The following is a 23,213-nucleotide window of genomic DNA, read 5'->3' on the forward strand; positions in this document are numbered from 1 at the left end:
GGTTATAAAATACAATTATAATGGAAATATAATTAATAGTTATAATTTTTAGGATATGGTGATGTAAGTATGAAAAAAAATAGAAATTATTAATTTAATTCAATGAAAAAATAAATTGATTAAGTTAATATAAATTATTATAATTTTTATAATAAGAGAGGTGAAAGTATGTCAGGAAAAAATGGAAAAAAGATTCTTATAGGAGCACTTTCAGCAATAGCAGCTTCAGTTGCAGCTGGAACCATGATAAAAAATAAGGTCAGTGAAAAAAATAAAAAAAATAAAAAAGAAAAAGGACTTTATTATACTGTTTCATTAGATGATTTATATAATTCTTATGATGATAAGACTTTAAGTGAAGAAGAAATGATAAATGAAATTAAGAAGGAAAGTTCATTGTAGAAAAGTAGTTAAGTAGTTTAAGCTTGTTAGCTTAGCTACTTTATTTATATTCATAGTAAAAAAAAGATGTTATGGAAAGTAATAGCTTTATTACCACGGTAAAATGTGTTATAATAACCGTTGTTATTAATATAAAATGGAGGATTTGTACATGAAACATATCAAAACAATAAACAAGACAAATATAAAAAATAGCTTAAGCAAACCAGGTTGTAAGGAATGTGCAAACTCATGTCAATCAGCTTGCAAGACTTCTTGCACAGTTGCTAACTTAGAATGTGAAGCATAGTTAAAAAGTGGCAGTAACTATAATGCTTAGTTACTGCCTATACTTTTAAGAAATCAAAGAAAGAATACCTATAAATTGTAGCGTAAGTTAATAAAGTTGAATTATTAAGATTACTAAAGAAAAATTTATATATAGTGTAGTGTTTAATAATAGCTGTATTGTTATAAGGAGGATGTATTAATGTCATTAATTCATAAATTTAAACAAGGTGGAAAATGCTTTGTTTTAGATGTAAATACTGGAGCAGTTCATATAGTAGACGAGCTAGTATATGATTTAGTAGATGACAACAAATTAAGATCAAAAGAGGAGTTAGTAGCAGATTTTGGAGCTAAATATGGGGCTGATGTAGTTGAAGAAGCTTATGAAGAACTACAAGAATTAGTTGCTGAAGGAATTCTTTACACAGAAGATCAGTATGAAGATATAGCTCATTCTTCAATGGATGATAGAGATTATATAAAAGCAGTATGTTTAAATATAATCCATGCTTGTAATTTAAGATGCAAGTATTGCTTTGCCGATGAAGGAGAATATAATGGACATAAAGGTAAGATGTCATTAGAAACAGCAAAAAAAGCAATAGATTATGTAGTTAAAAGAAGTGGTCCTAGAAAAAATATTGAAATAGATTTGTTTGGTGGAGAACCAACAATGATGATGGATACAATCAAAGAAATTATTGCGTATGCTAGAGAAAATGAAGCAAAATGGAATAAGAGAATAAGATTTACCATGACCACTAATGCTACACTTTTAACTGATGAGATGATGGACTATATGGATAAGGAGTTAGAAAACATAATCCTTTCCATAGATGGTAGAAAAGAAGTGAATGATAAGGTAAGAATTAGATTTGATGGTAAAGGATCATATGATCAAATATTACCAAATATAAAGAAAATGGTAGCTAAGAGAGATAAGACTAAAGCTCATACTGTAAGAGGTACATTTACAAGAGAAAATCTTGATTTCTATGAAGATGTTAAGATGATGGTAGATGAAGGATTTAGAGAAATATCTATCGAGCCAGTTGTTTTAGAAGATGGACATCCGTTAGCTTTAAGAAAAGAAGACTTACCTAAAATATTTGAAAGCTATGATAAATTATATGATGAACTAGTACAAAAGAAAGCAGAAGGAAAAGAGTTTAACTTCTACCACTTTAAAGTAGATTTAAATGGTGGTCCTTGCGTTTATAAGAGAATATCAGGTTGTGGAGCAGGATTTGAATATGTTGCAATAACGCCACAAGGTGAAGTTTATCCATGTCACCAATTTGTTGGTAAGGAAGAATATAAATTAGGAAGCATTTATGATGATAGTTATAATGCAGATTTAGGAATGAGTTTTAAGAAAGCACATATATACAATAAGCCAAAATGTAGAAACTGTTGGGCTAGATTCTATTGCTCTGGTGGATGCCAAGCTAATAACATAGCGTTCAATAACGATATTAACAATCCTTACGATATTGGATGTCAAATGCAAAAGAAGAGAATTGAATGTGCTATAGCACTTAAGGCAGAATAATAAAAAAACGAAGCAATAGCTTCGTTTTTTTATTAAAAAGCAGTAGCAGTTTATCAATTAAATTTTTAGGGGGTATTATGCAAGAATATATATTAAAGAATGGTTTAAAGCTTGTGTATAAAAGTACTGATTCCATGTTGTCATCTATATCTATTGCACTAGATGCAGGTGCAATAAGAGATACAGAGGGGAAGTTTGGGATTGCACATGTAACAGAACACATGATATATAAGGGTACAAGCAATAGATCAGAAGTAGAAATAAATAAAGAGTTCAGTGAAATTTTTGGTTTTCAAAATGCCATGACTAATTATCCTTATGTGATTTATTATGGTACATTATTAAGTGAGGATTTAGCAAAAGGTATAGAGTTATATGCAGATTTATTAATTAATACTACTTTAGGAAATGATGGTTTTAAAGAAGAGATGGATGTTATTAAGGAAGAACTTAAAGAGTGGGATGAGGAAGTAGAGCAATTTTGTGAAGATAAATTATTTCTTAATAGCTACAAAGATAGAAGGATAAAATATCCAATTATTGGAATGGAAAAATCTTTAGAAAATATAAGCATTGAGGATGTGAAAGAGTTTTATAATAAATATTATTTCCCAGAAAACACAACCATAGTGATAATATCTCAAAAGAGTTTTGAGGAGATAATTGAGATTGTTAATAAATATTTCATTAGTTGGGATAATAGTGGTTTTACAACAACTTTAACAGAAAGTGAAAAAGCTAAGGGAGGAATTTATAGAGATAAAAGAGAGGGCATTAACACTGCAAAAGTTTTAATTACATATGATATCAGTGTTTTAAATCATGAAGAAATAAAGGTTTTTAAAGTTTTAAATCAATATATTGGGGAAGGTGTTAACTCCCTTCTATTTGATAGTTTAAGAACTAAAAAAGGTCTAGTGTATGATGTGTTAACTAAAGTGAGTAATGAAAGTGGTATTGGATTATATAAAATTACTTTCAGTACTGGAGAAGAAAAAATACAAGAAGCTATAAATTCCATTGAGATTATTTTTGAAAATTTAGAAGAAACATTAGAAAATCTATCTAAGAAGGAAATTGATGGACTTGTAAAAAGCTTGAAATTAAAGAGGTTATTTAATGAAGAACAAAGCATAAGATTATCTAATGCAGTAGCAATGTATGATATTATGTTTGGTAATTATGAGTTATATTTTGATGAAATCAAGGGCTTAGAAAATATAAATAAAGAAGATTTGATAGCTGTAAGCAGTAAAGTGTTTCATAATAAGTGTATAGAAATAATTACAAGGTAATAAGAAATATAGTAAGTTTTGTATGTCTAACAGTTTAGTTACTTACAATAATTATATGTATAATTACAAATAATTAAATAATTTATTAAAGAATGTGAAGAAAAGCTACAATTTGTATTATAATATCATAGATAAAACATTGAATGGAGAACTTAGATGAGTAAAAAAACACCTCTTTTAGATGAAGTATTAAAATATAAAAAGGAAGAAAATTTAATTTTTTCAATGCCTGGCAATAAGTGTGGAAAGGGCTTTTTAAAAGACGATATAGGAAAAGAATTTGTAGATACCATGGGTTATCTTGATATAACAGAAGTGGAACCTTTAGATAACCTTCATGCACCAGAAGGCATAATATTAGAAGCACAGAAATTATTAGCTAAGACATATGGTGTGAAAAAGGCGTACTTTATGGTTAATGGAAGCACTGGAGGTAATCTTTGTTCAATTTTTGTAGCCTTTAATGAAGGTGATGAGGTATTAGTTGAAAGGAATTGCCATAAGTCTATTTATAATGGACTTATTTTAAGGAAACTAAAAGTTAAATATATTGAACCACTAATAGATGAAAAGTTAGGAATATTTCTACCACCAGATAAGAAGAATATTTATGATGCCATAGAGCAATGTGAAAACTTAAAGGGAATTATTTTAACTTATCCAAGTTATTTTGGTATAACTTATGATATTGAAGAAGTGCTTAGAGATTTAAAGATAAGAGGATTAAAAATAGTAGTAGATAGTGCCCATGGTGCTCATTTTATTGCAAATGACAATCTACCTAAAGCTATTTATAGTATACCTGATTATGTGGTTTTAAGTGCTCATAAGACATTGCCAGCCTTAACCCAAGGATCTTATCTTTTATCTAATAGAGACGATAATGATATAGAATTTTATCTAAATACTTTTATGACTACTTCACCGTCATATCTTATTATGTCATCACTGGATTATGCAAGATTCTATTTAGATGAATATGGTAATGATGAATATGAAAAACTTATAAATAAGGCGGAGAAATATAAAAATATAATTAATTTGTTAAATAAAGTTCATATAATATCAAAAGAGGATTTATCAGAAAATTATGATATTGATAAATCTCGATATATTGTAACTTTATCAAAGGAATATAGTGGGCATAAGCTCTTAGAGTATTTAAGAACGCAAGGAATACAATGTGAAATGAGCTTTGCTTCAGGAGTGGTTTTATTATTATCTCCTATAAATGATGATAATGATTTTAATAAGCTCTTAAAATCATTTGAAAATTTACAGCTTAAGGATATAAGACAAGATAATTACTCTAAATATTATTCCTTTATTCCTGAAAAGGTATTGGAACCTTATGAGGTTTTTAAAAAAGAGTATAAATATGTAAAAATAAATGAAGCAGATAAAAATATTGCCAGTGAAGCTATAATACCATATCCACCTGGAATACCTTTGTTATGTCCTGGTGAAGTCATAACAAAAGAAGCAATAGCTATTATCAATGACTATCTTAGCAATAATCGTTCGGTAATTGGTATAAGAAATAAAGAATATATCAAAGTTATTAAAGAATAGTAGAAAGATATATTGGTAAAATAAACCAGAATATTATTCCTTAACTTTTTATTCACAGAAGAAAAAGAACATAATTTTAAAAAAGTACTAGAATTTATATTCTTTATAGTATATAATGTAATACTCGCAGGAAAAGAAATAAGTAACTATAAAGATAAGGTATGAGGTAAAAGTTATGGAATTATTTGTTACAGATTTAGATGGAACTTTATTAAATAGTCATAAAGAGGTATCTATAAAATCAATTGAGATTTTAAATAAGCTTATAGATGATGGTGTTAACTTTACAGTTGCTACGGCAAGAACACCTGCAACAGTTGTGGATTTATTACAAGATGTAAATTTAAAACTTCCAGCAGTACTAATGAATGGTGTATTGCTTTACGATATTAAAGAAGAAAAATATATTAATATAAAAGAAATAGAAAAGAATACAGTAGACAAAGTTTTCGATATATTAAATAAATTTCATAAGAATGCCATGGTATATGGAGTAAGAAATGATCATTTATGGGTTTATCATAAAGAATTTGAATACTCTTGGGAATATAATTTCTACAAAGAAAGAGCTGATAGAAAGCAAAAAACTTTCTTAAAAGTAGAAGATTATAAGGAGTTTTTGAAGGAATCAAAAATAATTAATTTTATAGTTTTTGATAAATACGAAAAAATAAAAGGGATATATGAAGAACTTAAGAAGATAGATGAAATATTTGTTGAATATTATGAAGATATATATGAAAGTGGATGTTACTTCCTTGAAGCTTATAGTGCAGCAGCTTCTAAGGCAAATGGAATTAAGCTTTTAAGTGAATATATAGAGCATGATAAGCTTGTGTGTTTTGGAGATAATTTAAATGATATACCAATGTTTGAATTAGCTGATGAATGTTATGCTACATCAAATGCTGTGGAGAAGGTTAAGTGTATTTCTACAGATGTAATTGGAAGTTGTGATGAAGATGGTGTTGCACTATTTATAGAAAAAAGATTAAATGAATTAAAGATAAAAAGTTAATAATATAATTAAGAGATGGGGATGTCGCATTAAGAATAAATAATACAATATATTGTATATAAAATTTTTGATGAGACAGCCCCATTGTTTATTTAAAGGAATTAGGAGGTGATTTAAAAATCATTTTATTATAAAATGGTACTTTAAATTTAAAAATAATTAAAATATAATCGTATACATTAATATTTTTATAAAAATATTAATGTATATATGATAAAAGTATAATTTTATCTTGCACAAATATACTAAATGATATATTATATAGAAAAGAACGATAAAACATAACGAATTAGCAATAAAAAAGCTTATTAGATGATAAATTAATAAAACGGAGGGATAAAAATGCAAGAAAATAGAGAACAGTGGGGGAGTAAGTTAGGATTTATTCTTGCAGCTGTAGGATCAGCTGTAGGTTTAGGGAATATATGGAGATTTCCTTATTTAGTATATACAAATGGTGGAGGAGCATTCTTAGTTCCATATTTTGTAGCTATATTTACAGCGGCTATTCCAATACTTATATTAGAGTATGGAATGGGACATAAATATAAAGGTTCAACACCTTTAGCAATTGCTAGAGCAAATAAAAAATGGGAATGGCTTGGTTGGTGGCCAACTATTAATGCATTTATTATATTAGCTTATTATTCAATGATATTAAGTTGGGCATTAAGATATTTAACATTAAGTTTTACAAAAGGATGGGGAAATGATACAAATTCATATTTTTATAATGATTTCCTTCAATCTTCAAATTCTGCATTTGAGTTCGGTTACATAATATGGCCAATACTTATAGGAATTGCAATTTTATGGGCAGTTAACTGGTTTATTTGTTATAAGGGTGTAAAAGGTGGTATAGAGAAACTTAATAAAATATTATTACCACTATTAATAATTATAATGATTATAATTGTTATAAGAGGAGTTACATTAGAAGGTGCAACTATTGGTTTAAATAAATTATTTACACCAGATTGGAGTAAAATGTTAGAGCCACAAGTTTGGATTGCAGCTTATGGACAAGTGTTCTTTTCATTAAGTGTTGGAATGGGAATTATGATGACTTTTTCAAGTTATCTTCCAAAGAAAAGTGATATAAATAATAGTGCATTTATGACAGCATTTGCAAACTGTGGATTTGAGTTTTTATGTGCTATAGGCGTATTTGGAATATTAGGATTTATGGCATCAAGCCAAGGATTACCATTTGAAGAAGTTGTTTCAGGTGGAATAGGATTAGCGTTTATAGTTTTCCCTAAGGTATTTGGATTAATGGGAGTATGGGGAACAATACTTGGAGTATTATTCTTTACATGTTTAGTATTTGCAGGTTTAACTTCATCGGTATCTTTAGTAGAAGCTGTAAGTTCAGCAGTTATTGATAAAACAGGATGGGAAAGAAAAAAAGTAGTAAGTCTAATATGCGGAGTAGGTTTTATCGTTAGTATAGCATTTGCTACAAGAGCAGGACTTTATTTATTAGATATTATAGATAACTTTGTTAATAATTATGGAATAGTGGTTATTGGATTATTAGAAGCCTTTGTAATAGGATGGATAATTAAACCAGAAACTATTAGAAATCATACAAATTCAGTTTCTTATTATAGAATAGGAAAATGGTGGGATATTATTATTAAATATGTAACACCAGCAATACTTGCAATTATGTTAATAAGCAGTATAATTACTGAAATTAAAACGCCATATGGAGGCTATTCAACAGCTGAGCTTATAACATATGGTTGGGCTATTGTAGGAATTGGAATAATAGGTGCACTTTTATTTAGTAAAATGCCGTGGAAAAATAAAAATTCATTAGATTTTGATAATGAAAGTGAGGTTGCGTAATTATGACACCGATAGCAATGACATTCTTCTTTATAGGAGCAATAGTTCTGTATGGAGGATTAATAACAACATTAACAATAACAATAAGAAATGAAAGCAAATAATAAAGGAATAGCCGTTTGGCTATTCCTTTATTATTTAGTTAAACACTTCATGTTACTTTGCTTATGAACTTAATTAACGAAGTGTTAATTCTTAACTGGTGTAGCATTTCACCTTGTAACTTATGAAATCTTAACTAGCTTTAATGTGATTCAACTAATTATTATACTATTAATTAAAAATAATCACCTAGATTATTTTTATTACATAAATTGTGTATTATATTAAAATAATGAGAAGGTGAAATTATGTGTGGTATAGCTGGATGGGTAAATTTTAGTGAAAGTTTAAAATCAAACAGCAAAATTATAAAAAAAATGACTGATATATTAGAGAGGCGAGGACCAGATAGTGAAGGAATATATGAAAGTGAAAATGTACTTTTAGGACATAGAAGATTGATAGTGGTTGACCCTGAAGGTGGAGAACAACCTATGATAAAAATAATCAATGGTAATAAGTATGTGTTAGTATATAATGGTGAATTATATAATACTGAAGAGTTAAGAAAAAGTCTTTTAGAAGAAGGTTATTTTTTTGATTCTTACAGTGATACAGAAGTGCTATTAATGTCTTATATAGCATGGGGTGTTAATTGTATAAAAAAATTTAATGGAATATTTGCTTTTGCCATTTATGATGAAGAAAAAGAGCAAGTATTTTTGGCACGAGATCAAATGGGGGTAAAACCTTTATTTTATTCTATAAATAATAAAAATATAATTTTTGCTTCTGAAATAAAAGCAATACTAGCAAATCCTATGGTAAAGGCTCAAATTGATAGAGAAGGAATAACTGAACTATTTGCTTTAGGTCCAGCGGTAGTTCCAGGAAAAGCTATTTATAAAAATATTTTGGAAATTGCACCAGCTAATTGTTTGCTTATAAGTAAGGAAAATATAAAAGTTTGGGAGTATTGGAAGGTTACTTTACAGGAAAATAAAGAAACAGTAGAAGAAGCGGCAGAACATGTAAGGCTATTACTCTTTGATGCAATAAAGCGTCAATTGGTGGGAGATGTACCAATATGTACTTTTTTATCAGGTGGATTGGATTCATCAGCCATATCAGCAATAGCAGCAGAAGAGTTTAGAAATAGGGGCAAGATACTAAATACTTATTCTATTGATTATAAAGATAATGAAAAGTATTTTAAATCTTCTTTATTTCAGCCTACTTCAGATAAGTACTGGGCTTTTAGGGTGGCAGAGTTTATTAAAAGTAACCACAAAAATGTCGTATTAAATCATAAAGATTTGGTATTGGCATTGAAAGAGTCAACTTTGGCAAGAGATCTTCCAGGGATGGCAGATGTAGATTCGTCTTTATTGCTATTTTGTAAAGAAATTAGAAAGAATTTTGTAGTAAGTTTATCAGGTGAATGTGCAGATGAAATTTTTGGTGGATATCCATGGTATACTAATGAAGAAATGTTAAATGCAAAAACTTTTCCTTGGTCTAGAGCTGTAGGAATGAGAAAAAGTATTTTAAATGAAAAAATTAAAAAGTTTAATATAGAAGAATGTGCTGAATATGAATATTTAAAAACTTTAAAGGAAGTACCACATTTTGAAAATGAAGATAAGAAAAATTATAGAATGAAAGAAATGTTCTATTTGAATTTAAAATGGTTTATGGTAAATCTATTAAATAGAAAAGATAGATGTAGTATGTATAATAGTTTAGAAGTTAGAGTTCCATTTGCAGATATTAGGATAGTGGAATATGCTTTTAATCTTCCAGCAGAGATAAAGCTTCTTCATGGACGAGAAAAGGGGATTTTAAGAAAAGCTTTAGAAGGAGTACTGCCAGAAGATGTGGTTTATAGAAAAAAAAGCCCGTATCCTAAAACCCATAATCCTATATATACAGAAATGGTATGTAAAGAAATGAATAAAATTTTAAGTGATAATAATTCTCCTATTTTAGAAATAATTGATAACAAAGTTGTTAAAGAAATAGTTGATACAGAAGGAAAATCATATACTACTCCTTGGTTTGGGCAATTGATGACAGGGCCACAACTTATAGCATATTTAATTCAACTTAATATATGGATGAAAGAATATAATGTAAATATATTGATTTAACCAAGGAACTTGGGAAGGGATACAACTAGCAGCTAAAATGTATTATAGTTGAGTTACAGCCATATTCTAATCAGCGGCGATAACTGGAAATGGTGCAATAACAGAAGCAAAGCAAATTTTGTATAAGTTTATAAAAAATGAAAAAAATATGTTGATATTACGAATGTTTTGAATTATAATGAAAATATAGTTTGTTATAAGAAATATAGTTTGTTATAAGAGGGCTATGATTATTCATATAAATCCCTAATATGGTGGGATGTTTCTACTGGAAACCTAAAATTTCTAAGCTATGGGTAAATTTAATTGTATATGACTTAATGCATAATAAGGTATAAAATGCTAATTGATATATTTAATTTAAATGTAACTAAGCTATACATGTTAATTTAGTCAGATAATTTACATGGGTTTTCATATAGAAGTATTTAGGAAATATAACTTATTGAAAAAAGTTTAGGAGGAAAATTTATGAAAAAGAAATCAATAGCATTAGTTCTTTCAGCTTTAATGGTAACAGGGTTAGTAGGATGTGGAAATAATGAAGTCAAAAGTAGTGAAGAGGCAACTTTAAAAGTTGGTATGGTAACAGATTCAGGAACAATAGATGATAAATCATTTAACCAAGGAAGCTGGGAAGGAATTGGATTAGCTGAAGAGAAATTAGGAATTGAAAGAAATTATATGAAACCAGATGGAGAAACAGAAGTTGATTACTTAACTCAAATTCAAAATCTTTACGATGCAGATTATAAATTTATAATATGTCCAGGATTTAAGTTTGAAAGAGCTATATATTCAGCTCAAGAAAAATATAGCGATGCAAAGTTTGTAATCATTGATGGTGAGCCAAATGATGGAAATGGAAATGCTTTAGTAGCAGATAATACAGCTGCGCTATTTTTTGCTGAGCAAGAATCAGGATTTGTAGCAGGTGTTGCAGCAGCCTTAGAATTAAAAAGTGGTGATTTGGGATTCATTGGTGGTATGGAAATACCTTCAGTACAAAGATTTGATGCTGGATTTAAGCAAGGTGTAGCTTATGCTAATGAAAATCTTGGTACAGGAGTAACTTTAAAAGATGAGAACGTAGTATACTCAGGATCATTTACTGATACAGTATTAGGGCAGCAATTAGCAGCAACTATGTATGATAATGGTGTAAAAGCTATCTTTGCTTGCGCAGGTGGAACAGGAAATGGTGTTATTACTGAAGCTAAGAATAGAGAAGGGGTATGGGTAATTGGTGTTGACTCTGACCAATACAATGATGGTTTAAAATCGGATGGAACATCTGTAATATTAACTTCAGCTATTAAGAAGATAGATGAAGCAGCTTACCAAATGATAGAAGCAGAATTAAAAGGTACTTTCCCGGGTGGACAAACTATAACATTTGATGCTAAAAATGATGGCATTGGTATACCATCAGAAAATCCAAACTTAAGTAATTCAACAGTTGAAAAAGTTAAGGAAGTTTTAGAAGCTATAAAGAATGGTGAAATAGTAGTTAATTCAGAAGTATAATATATTATATATATATGCATCCGGTTGTAAAACTGGATGCATTTTTATTTGTCGTTATAAATTAAATAAAGTTTCGTGTATGAAAATGTAATTGTAAAAGTAGCTGAATAGAATAGTAAATATTTTTAGTTTAAGGAGGATATCAATGGAATATGTAGTAGAGATGCTTAATATCCGTAAAGAGTTTCCAGGAATAGTGGCGAATGATAATATAAAACTTCAACTTAAAAAGGGAGAAGTACATGCTCTTTTAGGAGAAAATGGAGCTGGAAAATCAACTCTTATGGGAATGTTATTCGGTATGTATAAACCAGATAGAGGATGTATAAAGGTAAGAGGTAAAGAAGTGAAAATTTCTAATCCTAATGTAGCAAATGATTTAGGAATTGGGATGGTTCACCAACACTTTAAGCTTGTGGAGAACTTTACAGTTACTGAAAATATAACTCTAGGATGTGAGCCTAAAAAAGGTTTAGTAGTAGATATTAAAACAGCTGCCAAGAGAATTGAAGAATTATCTAAACAGTATGGATTAAATGTAGATCCATACGCAAAGATTGAAGATATTTCAGTTGGGATGCAACAAAGAGTAGAAATACTTAAGATGTTATATAGAAATGCAAATGTATTAATATTTGATGAACCTACAGCTGTATTAACACCTAGTGAAATTGATGAATTGATTTCAATTATAAAGGAAATGACAAAAGAAGGGAAATCTGTAATCATCATAACACATAAATTAAAGGAAATTAAAGCTGTAGCTGATAAGTGTACAGTTATTAGAAGAGGTAAATACATAGGAACAGTTGATGTAAAAGATACTACTGAATCAGAAATGGCTAAAATGATGGTTGGTAGAGAGGTATCATTTAAAGTAGAAAAATCAGAAGCTAAACCCCAAGAAACTGTTGTAAGTATAAAGAATATTTCAGTTAAAAATAATAAGAAAGTTTTAGGTCTAAAGAATTTTTCATTAGATATTAAAGCTGGAGAAATAGTAGGTATAGCTGGTGTTGAAGGTAATGGACAAACTGAATTGGTTGAAGCATTAACTGGTATGAGACAAGTTGAATCAGGAATAATAGAATTTAAGAATAAAGATATAACAAAAGAATCTATCCGTCAAAGAATTGATGATGGCATTGCACATATTCCAGAAGATAGACATAAGAGAGGATTGATTCTTGATTATACAATGGAAGATAATATGGTGTTAAAGGCATATAAAAAAGCTCCATTTTCTAAATTTGGCTTAATTAATAGAGCAAAGATAAGAGAATATGCAAATAAAATAATAGAAACTTTCGATGTTAGAAGTGGTGAAGGTGGACAATCTATAGCAAGATCTTTATCAGGTGGTAATCAACAAAAAGGAGTAATAGGACGTGAAATAGAATCGAATCCGGATTTATTAATAGCTGTTCAGCCTACAAGAGGGCTAGATGTTGGTTCTATAGAATATATACACAAGAGATTAGTAGAACAAAGAGATTTAGGAAAGGCTGTCCTTTTAGTATCACTTGAACTTGATGAAGTATTAAATGTATCAGATAGGATTGCTGTAGTAAATAATGGTGAATTAATAGGGATAGTCAATGCTAATGAAACAAATGAAAATGAAGTTGGTTTAATGATGGCCGGCGTAAAGAAGGAGGAAGCTTAGTGCATAAGAATCAATTGTTAAAATCTCTTATGGCAATAGTTTTAGGATTATTTGCAGGATTTTTATTAATGTTATCTATGGGGTATAACCCAATAGATGGATATACTTACCTTTTTAAAGGTGGATTAATGAATACTCAGAGAATTGGTAATTCAATTGCGACGGCTACACCTTTAATCTTAACAGGGTTGTCGGTTGCCTTTGCAAATAGGACTGGGTTATTTAATATAGGTACTCCTGGACAAATGTTAGCAGGTGGATTTACAGTAACAGCAATAGGTATTTTAGTAGATTTACCATCACCAGTATTAATACCTTTAATGGTTATATGTGGTATAATGGCTGGAGCTTTATGGGCAGCTATACCAGGAGTTTTAAAAGCGTTATTTAAGGTTAATGAAGTTGTTTCATCAATCATGATGAACTGGACTGCTTACTGGATAGTATATTATATGGTTCCACAATATTTAAAAGGAACTACAGAAACAGAATCAGCAAAGCTTGCTCAAGGAGCTACACTAAAGTCTGAGTGGCTTTCAAAAATGTTTGGAGGTTCATACATAAACCTTGGTATATTATTAGCAATAATATCTGTTGTAATTATTTGGCTTATACTTAATAAGACAGTTTTAGGATATGAATTAAAGGCCGTTGGATATAATAAATTTGGTGCAGAATATGCAGGTATGCCAGTAAATAGAAATATTGTTGTATCAATGATGATTGCAGGGGCGCTAGCTGGTCTTGCAGGAGTTGTTCAATATATGGGTAACTCACAAGTTATGCAAATAGGGGTTATGCCTTCACAAGGATTTGATGGTATAGCAGTATCTTTATTAGGTAATAACTCACCATTGGGAGTATTATTATCAGCATTATTCTTTGGCGTTCTTTATGTTGGTAAAGGATTTATGAATGCTAATGTTAAAGTACCACCAGAACTTGCAGATACAATTATAGCAACAATTATTTACTTTGCAGCTACAAGTATGATTATGGATAAGGTAATAAATAAGTTTAAGAAAATAAAAGAAGAAAAGAAAAAAGTGATAGCAGGTAAAACTACTGAAAGGGCGGTGGAGAAATAATGTGGGATATATTAGTTAAGATTTTTCCTTATGCAATAGCTTATACAATACCAATGCTAATTACAGCTTTAGGTGCATTATATTGTGAAAGAAGTGGTATAATTAACATAGGATTAGATGGATTTATGATTGTTGGGTCTTTTGCAGGAGCTTTAACTATATCTAAGCTTCAAGCAGCAGGTGTTGAAAGTGCTTTATGGATTGGCTTATTAGTAGCAGCTTTAGTTGGGGCGTTATTTTCAATATTACATGCTTTTGCTAGTATAAATTTAAATGCAGACCAAGTAATAAGTGGTACAGCTATAAATATGGTGGCGGGAGCTTTAACAGTATTTTTAGCAAGAAATATCACTGGTAGTGGTAATATAAGAATAACTATGGGGTTTGTACCACAAAGTATAAGTATATTAAAAGATATACCGGTATTAGGACCGCTATTCTTTACAAGAACTTATGCAACAACATGGTTAGTACTTGTTATATTAGCTGTAAGTACATTTTTATTATATAAGACAGCTTTTGGTATGAGATTAAGAGCATGTGGTGAAAATCCACAAGCTGCACAAGCAGTAGGGATTAACGTTACAAAGATGAGATACTTTGGGGTTATAATTTCAGGAGCTTTATCAGCTTTAGGTGGATGTATAATATTAGTTACTTATTCAGGAGAGTTTAATGGAAGTGTGGCAGGGTTAGGTTTCTTAGCTTTAGCAGCATTAATTTTCGGACAGTGGAAACCACTTGGAATTTTAGGAGCAACAGTATTCTTTGGATTTGCGTCTACACTTGCCAATGTTTCACAAGTAATTCCACAATTACAACAGATACCACTAGTACTATTAAAGGTGTTCCCTTATGTAATAACATTAATAGCACTTATTATATTCTCTAAATCTACACAAGCTCCGAAAGCAGCTGGAGAACCATTTGATGCAGGAAAGAGATAGGTAATAAAGATATATAATTTGTTTTGTTGGATATTCAATTTTAACATAAAATTAGGAGATCGTTGTTTTTTATGCAATAAAACTTTACACTAACCTAAAAACAAAGGGGGATATTTATGAAAAAAGTAAAAATTGCACTTTTAGGATTAGGTAATGTAGCAAAAGGTGTATTATCAATAATAAGAGAGAATAAAGAACAAATAGTTAAGCGCTCAGGATATGAAGTAGAAATAGCTAAGATACTGGTAAGAGATGTAAAGAAAGATAGAGGTGTAGAAGTACCAACAGAAATACTTACAACAAGTTATGAAGAGATATTAAATGACAATGAAATAAAGATAGTTGTTGAAGTTATGGGTGGTATAGAGCCAGCAAAAGAATACATTATCAAGGCTATGGAAGCTAAAAAACAAATAGTTACAGCTAATAAGATGCTTTTAGCTACTTGTGGTGATGAAGTATTTGAAAAAGCTGATGAAATGGGAGTAAGTTTCCAATATGAAGCAAGTGTAGCAGGTGGTATTCCTATTATTAATGGAATAAGTCAAAGCTTAACAGCTAATAAAATTAATACTTTATATGGTATTATTAATGGTACTACCAATTATATTTTAAGTAAGATGGAACTTGAGAATTTGAACTTTGAGGATGTGTTAAAAGAGGCTCAGGATAAGGGATATGCTGAAGCTGACCCCACATCTGATATAGAAGGATATGATGCACAATACAAGCTTGTAATATTGTCTTCTTTAGCATTTGGTACCAAAATAAAACCTGAACATGTATATAGAGAAGGTATAACAAAGATAAATTCTATAGATATGGAATATGCTAGTAGCTTTGGTATGGTAATAAAACTTCTAGCTATTGCTAAAGAAGAGAATGGAGAACTTGAATTAAGAGTACATCCAACCATGATTCCAGAAACTCATCCTTTAGCTAATGTTTATGATTCATTTAATGCAGTATTCATTAATGGTAATGCTGTAGGGGATATGATGTTTTATGGTAGAGGAGCAGGAAGTCTTCCAACAGGAAGTGCAGTAGTTAGTGATATTATATGGATATTAAGAAATAATGTAGAAGTTGAAAATATGCAGCCAGTAGTTAAGAACAACCTTTGGGAAATGAATATTAAAGATTTAAAGGATATTGAAAGCAGATATTATTTAAGAATTACAGTAAGTGATAAACCAGGTGTATTAGGTCAGATAACAACAATATTTGGTGCCAATAAAGTCAGTTTAAAATCAGTAATTCAAAAGGGTGTAAAGCAGGAAGAAAATATTGACGTCACATTGGTCTTGATAACTCATAGTACCACAGAAGGATTAATTATGGATTCAATAGAGAGGCTTTATGATTTGAAAACTGTTAAAAGTATTGATAATATAATAAGAATAGAAGATTTTAGATAAATTAAAGATATGAGGTTAATATAAAAAACAGCGGGAATGTGTTTATTACATCCGCTGTTTTATATTTAAATTACGCTGGTTAACGTTTCACTTGCAAAACTTAGTTTATTAATATATCCTTCGTAAATTAATGTTTTATTTTCAACTGCCAATAAGTCTAAAGGTAAGATTTCCTCAGGTTTTTTATGGGTATTAAAGATACCGCTATTTATTAATACTTCAGAGACAAATTCAGAGCAGAAATAATAATTTTCTCTTTTTTTTGGTTTATTAAAGTATACAAGGCTTGTCCCTAAAATATTGTATTTTAAATTATCTTTGTTATTTTCGAAAATACGTATTTCTTTGACAAGTTTATGATACTGGTGTTCAGTAACACTAACTTTATAAATTAGGCATTTGCTTTCAGGAAACATAGCAAATACTCCGTCATATATATTTTCATATACAAATCCAGCAGGAAGCACTTTAGCTGGATTAATACGGCCAAAAGAATACATTTTTGTGAAGGTGTTGTCTAAAGAAAGTGAAACATGAGCATATTCTTCGTGAGTACATAAAGAAATTAATTGTGAAAACATTGTACCAGTTTTTGAAAATACTAAATAAATATTTTTTGAGCTCATAACTATCCCTCCATTATATAAAGTATATTGTACACTAAAATTCCATCAATGTTAATAAAAAGTGAAATACATTAATAATTATTTAAGAAAATGTCAATAGGTACAATATATTGTTTATTTATAAGATATCTTATGATAGAATTAGTTAATAAAAAAGAAAGGAAAAAAATAGATGGAATACAGATTTACTTTCGAAGGAAGAGAATATAAACTAAATAAAGAAAACTTAGATTATTTTATTAATGATGAGGAAAATCCTATAAAAAATATTGATTTAGATAAAGTATTAGAAATAATGACAAATAGTAATGAAGTGGATTTTTCAAAAGAGTACTTTGATATGTCATGTGGAGAATGTAAAGAAGGTCTTAGGGAAAAGAAAAAATTCTTTGCTTTTCTAGGATATAATTTTTACATATATACTAATAATGGAGAATTTGTTATAAGTTCAATTGATAAAGAATACGAAGGACTTTCATTTAACAGGCTGCAAAAGGCAGGGAAAGTGGATAATAGCTATATAGTATTAGTCAATGTATGTAAGCATTGCGGAAGCTATTCAGTGGAAATAGAGGAATTTGAAATATAGATATAAGTATATGAATGGAGAGGATTTAGAATAAATATAGCTATTTATGAAGGAATACTATTAAGTAAATAGTGTTCCTCTTTATATGGAAAAAATGATATAATAAGTGCTATAGTAAAAAATTAGTAAATTGAGGTAGAAATATGAAGATTGTTAAAAAAATTATTTTAGCTGCAACGGTTTGTACAGCAATAATTGCAGCAATTGGATGTACTAAGAATGAAAGCAGTACAGAAGTAAAAGAAAGTAAGGATGATGTTAGTGTTGAAAATGGTGATTTACCAATTGCTACAATAGTGGTAAAGGGCTATGGAACTATAAAAGCAGAGTTATATCCAAGTAAAGCATCAAATACAGTGAATAACTTTATTTCCCTAGCAAACTCTGGCTTTTATAATGGATTAACATTCCATAGAATTATAGATGGATTTATGATACAAGGTGGAGATCCAGAAGGAAACGGAACTGGTGGTCCAGGATATTCTATAGCAGGAGAATTTTCTAGTAATGGTTATGAAGCAAATGATTTAAAGCATATTGATGGTGTATTATCAATGGCAAGAGCAAGAAGTAATGATTCAGCAGGAAGCCAATTCTTTATTATGGTAGGTGAGTTCAATAATTTAGATGGTCAATATGCTGCTTTTGGGAAAGTAATAAGTGGACTAGATATAGTAAAGAACATTAGCAAAGTAGCAACAGATAACAACGATAAGCCAAAGGAAGCTGTGGTTATAGAATCTATTACAGTAGATACAAAGGGAGTTAATTATCCAGAAGTGGAAAAGATTAATTAATAAAGATGGTTGTTCCTTCAGGGATGTTATCATAAATCCATTTGGCATTTTCAGTGGAAAGGCGAATACAACCATCGGTGAGTTGCATGCCAAGTCTATCATCCTTTATGGTACCATCTAGATAATAGACTATAGAGTGAAAGAGATAGTTTCCTTTAATTTGGGTGTAGTAGAGGCATCTAAAGCCACGATTTTCACCGAAGGAATAACCTTTTACGCCAACGAAAAAGGTTCCCTTAATGGTTGGTTCCCATGGTTTACCTATGGTACATAAAAAGCTTTTATATAGAGTCCAGGAATTTTTAGATTTTTTAAAGATATTAGTTTTGAAATGGTCAGTATCAACCCAGATTAGATAAATGCTTGAGCTATTAATATTTTTTGAATTTATAAAAGATTCGGCATTTGATAAGTAGTCTTTTGCATAACGTTTTGATGAAAATGGATGAAGGTTTTTTAAATTAAGTTTCGTATGAATTTTTTTTATAAATTTAGAAATCATAATTTAGAAATCCTCAAATCATTAATATACTATATATTATAAAAATAAATATAAAATGGTATGAAATTTATAACTTATATGCTATAGATTGATATTTATGATGATATCATCTATGAGAATTGATAATATTTTAATAATAAAATAGTTGAAATTTATGATAAAAAAATAAAATCACCATATAGAAAGAGTATTTTTTAGGGAACAAGACAAAATAATTCTTGAGGTGATATATGATGAAAGTTATTAAGAAAGATGGAAGACTTCAAGAACTTGATCTTGAAAAAATAAAAATCAGTATTTTAAGTGCTACTAATGATAGTAAAGAGTTACTAAATGAATCAGATGTAAAGATATTAGTGGAAGACATCAATTCTAAAATGAAAGAAGTAAGGAAAAATGGCGAAGACACTTCAAGTTATGAAATATCTGGTATAGTAATTGCTATATTAAAAAGAGATGGATTTTCTGACATAATAGAGAAATACGTAGGTTATGAAAAACAATGATGTATATTTTTGCTATTGGATTTATAACTATGATATAATGATTAATAATTAAAGAAGTAAAAGTATAAGTAAGGATTGGTGAGTATTTTTGAATTATAAATTAATAGCATTAGATATGGATGGAACGTTACTAAGAAAGGATAAAACAGTATCTGAAAGAACTAAAAAAGCAATAGATGATGCTAGAGAAAAGGGAGTAACGGTAGTATTAGCTACAGGAAGACCTATAGATGGTGTAACTAGATATTTAGAAGAACTAGATATGTATGGTGAAAATGACTATGTACTTAGCTATAATGGTGGTTTAGTTTTAAAGACTAAGGATAGAGAGCCAATTTGTAAAATAGGTTTAACTGGTGAAGATTTACATTATTTATATGAAGTAAGTAAGGATTTAGGGGTAAATATTCATGCTTTCTCTGAAACAAAAGGATTAATTACACCTAAAAATAGTAAGTATACTGAAGTAGAAGCAAATATTAATAATATTAAGATAAACATTGAAGATTTTAATAAGTTAGAAAAAGAGCATAGCATAATAAAGATAATGATGATTGATGAAGAAGAAGTATTACAGAAGGCTGTAGATAATCTTCCAAAGGAAGTATATGATAAGTATACAGTAGTTAGAAGTACGCCATATTTCCTTGAATTTTTAAATAAAGAAGTAAATAAAGGTGTAGGTGTTGAAATGCTAGCGAAGCATATGGGAATAACATTAGATCAAGTAATAACTATGGGAGATGCAGGAAATGATCTTCAGATGATTGAATGTGCAGGTATGGGTGTTGCCATGGGAAATGCTTTTGAAGAAGTTAAGAAAGCTGCAAATTATATTACAGACACTAATGAAAATGATGGAGTTGCCAAAGCAATAGAGCATTTAGTTTTAAATAGTTAATAATATTTACGTATAAGGACTCTTTATAGAGTTCTTATATTTAGTTAGGAGAGAAATTTATGCATTATGGGAATTTACAAAAGATACGTGATGGGAAAAGAACTTTTGGAATAACACCAGATATTCCAAGTGGATTTATACAACCAGAAACGTTAGAAAAAATTGCTAAGGTGGCAAAAAAATATAAAGCTGTATTAAAGATAACATCAGGGCAAAGGATATTAATTACTAATTTAAAGGAAGAGGATTTACCAAAGGTGTGGAAAGAACTTGGAATGGAGCCAGCAGTTATAACAACTAATTCTGTAAAGAATGTAGAAAGCTGTCCAGCAGGATTTTGTAAAAGAAGTAAGTATAATACCATTGGTATAGGTGTTAAGCTTACTAAGAAATATGCTAAAAAAGAAATGCCTTGTAGAACTAAGATAGGAGTAGCTGGATGCAGAAATGCCTGTGGAAGTGTTTATGCTAGAGATGTTGGTGTAATAGCTGATAAGTCAGGATTGATGGTGGTGGCAGGAGGCTCAGCAGGTTTTCATCCAAGAGTGGCAGATGTTATTGCCAAGGATCTTACAGAAGAAGAAGCTCTACAATTAGTAGATAATATCTTTGAATATTATAAAGATGAAGCAGAACTAGGAGAAAAACTTAGCTTAATGATAGAAAGAATTGGAGTTGAGAGCTTCATTGAAAGAGTAAAATTAAGATAATGATGAGTGATGAATTGAGGAATAACGTCCTTTGAATGGAATTTAAAAAAAATATGATTCTTGGTTTTAATTTTACGAATTATAAATAAGTAATTTAAAATAGATTTCGGGTTTATGTTTACAATAATGTCTTTCTATGTGATAATATTATATATTTTGTAAAAATGAAATATGAATATGTATGATAAAGATACAGGAAATTATGTATAATATAATTGTTTATGTATTACAAAAGAAATAAAAAATAATATACTGGAGTTGAAAAAATGAAAATAGGATTTGATCATGAAAAATACTTAGAAGAGCAATCTAAATATATTTTAGAAAGAGTAAATAATTATGATAAGCTGTACTTAGAATTTGGTGGAAAGCTATTATTCGACCTTCATGCAAAGAGAGTGCTACCAGGTTTTGATGAAAATGCTAAAATTAAATTATTACATAAGTTAAGAGAAAATGTGGAAGTAGTTATTTGTGTATACGCTGGTGATATAGAGAGAAATAAAATAAGAGGTGACTTTGGAATAACATATGATATGGATGTTATGAGACTTATTGATGATTTAAGATCTTATGATTTAGAAGTTAATTCAGTAGTTATAACTAGATATAATGACCAGCCATCGGCAACAGTATTTATTAATAAACTGGAAAGAAGAGGAATAAAGGTTTATAAGCATAGAGCTACAAAAGGATATCCTACAGATGTGGATACAATTGTTAGTGATGAGGGATATGGTAAAAATCCATATATAGAAACTAGTAAACCAATAGTGGTAGTTACAGCACCAGGTCCTGGAAGTGGAAAGTTAGCAACTTGTTTAAGTCAGTTATATCATGAATACAAAAGAGGAAAGGCGGCAGGGTATTCCAAATTTGAAACTTTTCCAGTATGGAATGTACCATTAAAGCATCCTTTAAATATAGCTTATGAAGCAGCAACAGTAGATCTTAAGGATGTAAATATGATAGATTACTTCCATTTAGATGCATATGGAGAAACAGCAGTAAACTACAATAGAGATCTTGAAACATTTCCTGTATTAAAAAGAATAATAGAAAAGATTACTGGTAAGGAATCTGTATATAAATCGCCAACTGATATGGGAGTTAATAGAGTAGGGTTTGGAATAATAGATGATGATGTTGTTAAAGAAGCATCAAAACAAGAAATAATTAGAAGATACTTTAAAACAGGTTGTGAATATAAAAAAGGTTATGTAGATAAAGAAACTTTTGAAGCTGCAAAACTTATCATGGAACAGGTTAATTTAAAAGAAGAAGATAGAAATGTGGTTTTACCAGCTAGAAAACGTGCAGAAAATTTAAAAGAAACAGTAGATAAAAATGAGATAGTGCCAGTTATTGCATTAGAGTTAGAAGATGGAACAATAATCACAGGTAGAAATACTGAAACTTTAGATAGTTCTGCTTCAGTTTTAGTAAATGCAATTAAGTATTTAGCAAATATTTCAGATGACATTCATTTAATATCACCAGTAATATTAGAACCGATAATTAAATTAAAATCTGAAACTTTATCAAGTAAAAATGTTGCCTTAAATTGTGAAGAGGTTCTTATAGCATTAAGTATTTGTGCAGCAACAAATCCAATGGCTCAAGCAGCAATGGATAAATTACCACTACTTACAGGTGGGCAAGCACATTCAACAATAATAATTCCAACTAATGATGAACAAACTTTCAGAAAGCTTGGAATAGATATAACCTGTGATGCAGTATATCCATCAGAAAGCCTTTATTATTAATTACGTGCATAA

At 29.4% G+C, this 23,213-nt stretch carries 22 protein-coding genes and 1 riboswitch; of the genes, 20 read left to right on the top strand and 2 right to left on the bottom strand.

What is annotated here, in order from left to right:
• The first annotated feature begins 168 nt into the window (after positions 1 to 168).
• The 14 genes from H8R92_RS01620 to H8R92_RS01685 all read left to right on the top strand — a co-directional run bounded on the left by H8R92_RS01620 (position 169) and on the right by H8R92_RS01685 (position 16,801).
• Positions 169 to 402 (top strand): hypothetical protein, encoded by a 234-nt coding sequence (locus H8R92_RS01620; protein WP_022213161.1) that lies wholly within the window; start codon positions 169 to 171, stop codon positions 400 to 402.
• A 151-nt stretch (positions 403 to 553) separates the two neighbouring features.
• Positions 554 to 691 carry a six-cysteine ranthipeptide SCIFF gene (gene scfA, locus H8R92_RS01625; RefSeq protein ID WP_022213160.1) on the top strand — a complete coding sequence of 46 codons (138 nt, stop codon included), beginning with the start codon at positions 554 to 556 and terminating at the stop codon, positions 689 to 691.
• Between the two features lie 180 nt (positions 692 to 871).
• Positions 872 to 2,224, top strand: a complete 1,353-nt coding sequence (gene scfB, locus H8R92_RS01630; RefSeq protein ID WP_022213159.1) for a thioether cross-link-forming SCIFF peptide maturase — start codon at positions 872 to 874, stop codon at positions 2,222 to 2,224.
• Between the two features lie 77 nt (positions 2,225 to 2,301).
• Complete coding sequence (locus H8R92_RS01635; RefSeq protein ID WP_186834531.1) at positions 2,302 to 3,519, top strand: M16 family metallopeptidase; 1,218 nt, start codon at positions 2,302 to 2,304, stop codon at positions 3,517 to 3,519.
• Between the two features lie 156 nt (positions 3,520 to 3,675).
• Positions 3,676 to 5,091, top strand: a complete 1,416-nt coding sequence (locus tag H8R92_RS01640) for an aminotransferase class I/II-fold pyridoxal phosphate-dependent enzyme (RefSeq protein ID WP_186834532.1) — start codon at positions 3,676 to 3,678, stop codon at positions 5,089 to 5,091.
• A gap of 175 nt (positions 5,092 to 5,266) precedes the next feature.
• Entirely contained in the window at positions 5,267 to 6,109 is an 843-nt protein-coding gene (locus tag H8R92_RS01645; RefSeq protein ID WP_022213156.1) for a Cof-type HAD-IIB family hydrolase, read from the top strand.
• 342 nt (positions 6,110 to 6,451) lie between these two features.
• Complete coding sequence (locus tag H8R92_RS01650; RefSeq protein WP_022213155.1) at positions 6,452 to 7,963, top strand: sodium-dependent transporter; 1,512 nt, start codon at positions 6,452 to 6,454, stop codon at positions 7,961 to 7,963.
• A 2-nt stretch (positions 7,964 to 7,965) separates the two neighbouring features.
• Complete coding sequence (locus H8R92_RS01655; RefSeq protein ID WP_022213154.1) at positions 7,966 to 8,067, top strand: MetS family NSS transporter small subunit; 102 nt, start codon at positions 7,966 to 7,968, stop codon at positions 8,065 to 8,067.
• A gap of 246 nt (positions 8,068 to 8,313) precedes the next feature.
• Positions 8,314 to 10,155, top strand: a complete 1,842-nt coding sequence (gene asnB, locus H8R92_RS01660; protein WP_186834533.1) for an asparagine synthase (glutamine-hydrolyzing) — start codon at positions 8,314 to 8,316, stop codon at positions 10,153 to 10,155.
• Positions 10,156 to 10,369: 214 nt separating this feature from the next.
• A riboswitch (purine riboswitch) is annotated at positions 10,370 to 10,468 on the top strand.
• Positions 10,469 to 10,626: 158 nt separating this feature from the next.
• Positions 10,627 to 11,682 carry a BMP family lipoprotein gene (locus tag H8R92_RS01665; RefSeq protein WP_186834534.1) on the top strand — a complete coding sequence of 352 codons (1,056 nt, stop codon included), beginning with the start codon at positions 10,627 to 10,629 and terminating at the stop codon, positions 11,680 to 11,682.
• Between the two features lie 145 nt (positions 11,683 to 11,827).
• Positions 11,828 to 13,348 (top strand): ABC transporter ATP-binding protein, encoded by a 1,521-nt coding sequence (locus tag H8R92_RS01670; RefSeq protein ID WP_186834535.1) that lies wholly within the window; start codon positions 11,828 to 11,830, stop codon positions 13,346 to 13,348.
• A complete protein-coding gene (locus H8R92_RS01675; protein WP_186834536.1) occupies positions 13,348 to 14,436 on the top strand; it encodes an ABC transporter permease in 1,089 nt (362 codons plus the stop codon). The genes H8R92_RS01670 and H8R92_RS01675 overlap by 1 nt, the downstream gene beginning before the upstream one ends.
• Positions 14,436 to 15,383 carry an ABC transporter permease gene (locus tag H8R92_RS01680; protein ID WP_022213149.1) on the top strand — a complete coding sequence of 316 codons (948 nt, stop codon included), beginning with the start codon at positions 14,436 to 14,438 and terminating at the stop codon, positions 15,381 to 15,383. The genes H8R92_RS01675 and H8R92_RS01680 overlap by 1 nt, the downstream gene beginning before the upstream one ends.
• Before the next feature lie 116 nt (positions 15,384 to 15,499).
• Positions 15,500 to 16,801 carry a homoserine dehydrogenase gene (locus H8R92_RS01685; protein WP_186834537.1) on the top strand — a complete coding sequence of 434 codons (1,302 nt, stop codon included), beginning with the start codon at positions 15,500 to 15,502 and terminating at the stop codon, positions 16,799 to 16,801.
• A 65-nt stretch (positions 16,802 to 16,866) separates the two neighbouring features.
• On the opposite strand, the gene H8R92_RS01690 is transcribed toward H8R92_RS01685, so the two are convergent.
• A complete protein-coding gene (locus H8R92_RS01690) occupies positions 16,867 to 17,427 on the bottom strand; it encodes a hypothetical protein (RefSeq protein ID WP_186834538.1) in 561 nt (186 codons plus the stop codon).
• Between the two features lie 172 nt (positions 17,428 to 17,599).
• Here H8R92_RS01690 and H8R92_RS01695 point away from each other — a divergent pair, with 172 nt between their 5' ends.
• Positions 17,600 to 18,016 (top strand): DUF3785 family protein, encoded by a 417-nt coding sequence (locus tag H8R92_RS01695; protein WP_186834539.1) that lies wholly within the window; start codon positions 17,600 to 17,602, stop codon positions 18,014 to 18,016.
• A gap of 143 nt (positions 18,017 to 18,159) precedes the next feature.
• On the top strand, positions 18,160 to 18,813 hold the full coding sequence (locus H8R92_RS01700) for a peptidylprolyl isomerase (protein ID WP_022213145.1): 654 nt from the start codon (positions 18,160 to 18,162) through the stop codon (positions 18,811 to 18,813).
• Here H8R92_RS01700 and H8R92_RS01705 read toward each other — a convergent pair.
• Positions 18,806 to 19,315 (bottom strand): L,D-transpeptidase, encoded by a 510-nt coding sequence (locus H8R92_RS01705; protein ID WP_022213144.1) that lies wholly within the window; start codon positions 19,313 to 19,315, stop codon positions 18,806 to 18,808. The two genes, H8R92_RS01700 and H8R92_RS01705, sit on opposite strands and share 8 nt — an antisense overlap.
• A gap of 230 nt (positions 19,316 to 19,545) precedes the next feature.
• Between H8R92_RS01705 and H8R92_RS01710 the strand changes: the two genes are divergently transcribed.
• From H8R92_RS01710 to H8R92_RS01725, 4 genes are all read left to right on the top strand, one after another.
• Complete coding sequence (locus tag H8R92_RS01710) at positions 19,546 to 19,821, top strand: ATP cone domain-containing protein (RefSeq protein WP_243166557.1); 276 nt, start codon at positions 19,546 to 19,548, stop codon at positions 19,819 to 19,821.
• Between the two features lie 88 nt (positions 19,822 to 19,909).
• Positions 19,910 to 20,722 (top strand): sugar-phosphatase, encoded by an 813-nt coding sequence (gene yidA, locus H8R92_RS01715; protein ID WP_279287092.1) that lies wholly within the window; start codon positions 19,910 to 19,912, stop codon positions 20,720 to 20,722.
• A 59-nt stretch (positions 20,723 to 20,781) separates the two neighbouring features.
• Complete coding sequence (locus H8R92_RS01720; RefSeq protein WP_186834540.1) at positions 20,782 to 21,432, top strand: ferredoxin-like domain-containing protein; 651 nt, start codon at positions 20,782 to 20,784, stop codon at positions 21,430 to 21,432.
• A gap of 266 nt (positions 21,433 to 21,698) precedes the next feature.
• Positions 21,699 to 23,201 carry a DUF1846 domain-containing protein gene (locus tag H8R92_RS01725; RefSeq protein ID WP_022213140.1) on the top strand — a complete coding sequence of 501 codons (1,503 nt, stop codon included), beginning with the start codon at positions 21,699 to 21,701 and terminating at the stop codon, positions 23,199 to 23,201.
• Positions 23,202 to 23,213: the final 12 nt, after the last annotated feature.

Source organism: Clostridium lentum (assembly GCF_014287815.1).
Taxonomy (GTDB): Bacteria; Bacillota; Clostridia; order Clostridiales; family Clostridiaceae; genus Clostridium; species Clostridium lentum.